The organism is Mesorhizobium sp. M7A.F.Ca.CA.003.01.2.1, from assembly GCF_003998945.1.
In the GTDB taxonomy this organism is placed as follows: domain Bacteria; phylum Pseudomonadota; class Alphaproteobacteria; order Rhizobiales; family Rhizobiaceae; genus Mesorhizobium; species Mesorhizobium ciceri.
Genome location: NZ_RZRA01000593.1, coordinates 1 through 3,577, shown reverse-complemented (window position 1 = coordinate 3,577; position 3,577 = coordinate 1). Strand labels below are relative to the sequence as shown.

3 protein-coding genes and 1 pseudogene are annotated in these 3,577 nt (G+C 58.5%); 3 read left to right on the top strand and 1 reads right to left on the bottom strand.

Annotated features, from left to right (window positions below):
* The coding region (locus EN969_RS21790; RefSeq protein ID WP_164758405.1) for a GGDEF domain-containing protein at nt 1-1,236 on the bottom strand (1,236 nt) is incomplete at its 3' end.
* A gap of 295 nt (nt 1,237-1,531) precedes the next feature.
* On the opposite strand from EN969_RS21790, the gene EN969_RS21785 reads away from it, so the two are divergent.
* The 3 genes and pseudogenes from EN969_RS21785 to EN969_RS21775 all read left to right on the top strand — a co-directional run.
* Nucleotides 1,532-2,566: a methyltransferase gene (locus tag EN969_RS21785; protein WP_013529996.1), complete on the top strand. Its 1,035-nt coding sequence runs from the start codon at nt 1,532-1,534 to the stop codon at nt 2,564-2,566.
* Nucleotides 2,567-2,815: 249 nt separating this feature from the next.
* Entirely contained in the window at nt 2,816-3,457 is a 642-nt protein-coding gene (locus tag EN969_RS21780) for a 50S ribosomal protein L25/general stress protein Ctc (RefSeq protein ID WP_013529995.1), read from the top strand.
* A 23-nt stretch (nt 3,458-3,480) separates the two neighbouring features.
* Nucleotides 3,481-3,577: pseudogene (locus EN969_RS21775) on the top strand (aminoacyl-tRNA hydrolase); the annotation flags it as partial.

Below are 3,577 nucleotides of genomic sequence, written 5' to 3'. Positions count from 1 at the left end.
GTTCTCGCTCTCGTCACTGCTTTGCGGGTCGGTTGGATCGAACAGCCGGGCACAATTTCGGCCGCCGGCTTTTGCCAGATAGAGAGCGCGATCGGCCTCGTGAATGATTTTCTCCAGCTTGGCCCCGGTCTGCGTCCGGGTGAATGCGGCGCCAACGCTTACCGTTACGATCGAGACGCCGTCGCGCCGCAGTTCGTGCGTCAGAGCCAGGTTCTCCACCGTGCTACAAATGGCTTCCGCAATGTCCAGGATCTGCTCCTTTTTCTCCATGCGAGCCAGGACGATGAACTCTTCGCCGCCATAGCGGCCGATGGAGCCATTATACTGTTTGATCATATCGCTAAGGGCATTGGCGACATGGATCAGGCAGCGGTCGCCTTCCTGATGGCCGTAGCAGTCATTGAACTTCTTGAAGAAGTCCACGTCGATGAGGATCGCCCCAAAGCTGGTGCCGACCTTTTGCCAATCGTTCCAGTAGTCTCGCAGCTTCTCGTCGATCGCGCGCCGGTTCTCCAGACCCGTGAGCGGATCGGTCCGCGACAACCTCAGCAGGGCCTTGCCGCGTTCGGTCGCCTCATTGTGCTGGATCTTGGCTTCCAGGGCGTTCAGGAAGACGTTGTAGCGTTCCTCATTCAGTTTCCAGTTCACATATGAGGTGAACGTGAAACAAGAAACATAGAAAGCCCCAAATACCATTTTGTATATGAGAGTTGAGGGAACAAAGTAATTTACGATATAAAGTATACATAAGATTATTGTCGAGGTTACGATAGAAAGCTTGAAATTGAATGTAAAGAAAAGATTGGCGCTCATCATGAATATGGTCCCAAAGACCATATAGTAAGAGACGCTTTCCTTGTCCGCGCCCATAATCGCCGGACACAGCCAACCAACATAGCCAAAGATGATGGCCCCGGCGCAGGTCACGTCGAGCCATTCCGTCCCGACGCCGTGGCGAAGCTGCGCTTCCAGGATCAAAAGCGCGCTCAAGCCGACCGCGAAGCGCGCCGTGATCGTATAGGCGGCCACATCCGGGATCAGCAGCAGATCCGTTGCCGAAAACAAGAGATAGATCGCAACTGCGATCCAAAGCCCTGGCCTGGCCTCCCCTCTTCGCGTCGCCCGGGCTTCGGTGCGGTAGAGGGCGCGAAGTTCGTCGGCCCCCAGTTCGTAGCGCGGCTCGTACGGCTCAGCGTCAACCGTATCGGCCAATGCGGATGACACGTGTTCGTTCATCACAATCGACCCCTTTTGAAAGGGATTTTGTTTTCCGAACTCATTTCCAGCTTCTGCCCCCACGCGGGCCGGCTCCTTGGGACGCGACGGCGATTGCGAACGCCGGGCAAACAAATGCAATCGCGCAAGACAAGTTTCCGTTAACTCGAACCCGGAATCCGGCTCGGAAACTGATTAACCAACGAACATGGTTGGCGGGAAATTAATCATAAACCTAAAATGCCGTCGGCCCGACATTGGCAAAGGGAGCATTCTACGCAATAAGTTAACCGACTGTTAACTATGGAGTGATGGCGTGCAGACCGTTCTTGATGGCAAAAGCTTGATTACTGCCGAGATGCTCGCCGGCACGCTGCCTCGGGGAAAGATCGAGCATCATGGCGAAGCGTTCGAAACCGCGCGCGCGGAGCTTGCCCTCATTCTCCACGCGACACAGCAGCAGGTCGAACAGGACAAGAACCCGGCCGAGATCGTCGGCCGCTTGCTGTCCTTCCTCAATGGCCTGCATTCCAAGGTTCATCCCGACGTCTGGCATGCGTTGATACCGGTCGCGCAGAACCATCCGATCCTGAAGTATTTTCTCGAGGATCCACTGACGCACTGGTCCTTCACCAAACCCAGGGGCTATTCCGGCGACGCGCAGTTGCTCGACTACATCTATTGTGATCCGCACGTGGCAGAGAGCGTGGCGAACGCCTCGGAGGTCGGCAAAGCACTCTATAGCCATACCCAGAACGTACCGTCATGCGTCGCGGCCCGGGAACGACGCGACCTCCTGACCCGATATGTCGACGAGATCGCGGCCAAGAACGGACCGGAAACCGAGGTTCTGGCGATCGCGGCCGGCCATTTGCGGGAAGCCAATCGTTCGGTCGCCCTGACGGAGGGCCGTCTCAAGCGCTGGGTTGCGCTCGACCAGGATCCCCAGAGCGTTGGGCTGATCTCGCGCGACTTCCAGGGCACCGCCGTCGAAGCCATCGACGGCTCGGTGCGAACCGTGCTCACGCGGGGCCACAAGCTCGGCAAATTCGACTTCATCTACGCCTCCGGCCTTTACGACTACCTCGCCCACAACGTCGCGGTGAAACTCACGAAGACCTGCCTGCAGATGTTGAAGCCGAACGGAACATTCCTGTTCGCCAACTACGCCGAGGGCACCCCCGACGCGGGGTATCGGGAGACGTTCATGGACTGGGTGTTGCTGCTGCGATCGGAGGTCGATATGTGGAACATCGTCAATGCCAGCGTCGACCGCAACACCGTCGAGGCGCAGGTATTCTTCGGCGAGAACCGCAACGTGCTCTATGCCGTCATCGAAAAGCGCGGATAGCGGCCGTCTGGGCTGCACCAGGCCGGTCGTGCCTTTGGCTTGCACCTCCGGCCGCCTTCCGCTATAGAGCCGCCACCCGCGTAGACACCCTTGGAGGCAACGCGGCGGAAGGCCGCCTTCCCGCATGATCCCGAAAAGTGGATTCCGGTTTTCGGACCAGATCATGCATGGGTATGTCGGCTTTCGACGTTTACGGTCCAGGCACTCTGCCCACCGTGAGCGCTCCAGAACAAACCGAAAGGAAATGCCATGAGCCACGACACTTACGAGCTCAAGGCCGAAGCACGCGAACAGGTCGGTAAGGGGTCCGCCCGTGCAGTTCGCCGCAACGGTAAAGTGCCTGCAGTAATTTATGGTGACAAGCAGCCTCCCCTGGCTATCGCGCTCACCTACAAGGACATCTACTACAAGATCCATGGCGGCGGGTTCCTGACCACGATCGCCACGATCGATGTCGACGGCAAGAAGATCCAGGTCCTGCCGAAGGACTTCCAGCTCGACCCGGTCAAGGATTTCCCTGTCCATGTCGACTTCCTGCGCATCGGCAAGGACACCGAAGTCAATGTCGACGTGCCTGTCCACTTCATCAACGAGGACAAGTCGCCCGGCATCAAGCGCGGCGGCGTACTCAACATCGTGCGTCACGAAGTCGAGTTCCACTGCCCGGCCAATGCGATCCCGGAATTCATCACCGTCGATCTCACCGGCGCCAACATTGGCGATTCGATCCACATCTCGGCGGTCAAGCTGCCGGCTGGGGTCAAGCCTGTGATCTCCGACCGCGACTTCACCATCGCGACCATTGCCGGTTCGTCGGCGATGAAGCCGGAGACGGAAGAGACGGCTGAAGCGGCTGCACCTGAAGCGGCTCCTGCCGCCGAAGAGAAGTAACTCTTTCACGCCCGGAGCAGGCGATGCTGCTGTTTGCAGGTCTCGGCAATCCGGGCGCGAAATACGCCGGCAATCGGCACAATGTCGGTTTCATGGCGGCGGACGCCATCGCCCGCCGCC

Bases quoted from the DNA above. Each gene is read 5' to 3' on its own strand.
- EN969_RS21780 (WP_013529995.1), top strand. From the start codon at position 2,816: ATGAGCCACGACACTTACGAGCTCAAGGCCGAAGCACGCGAACAGGTC.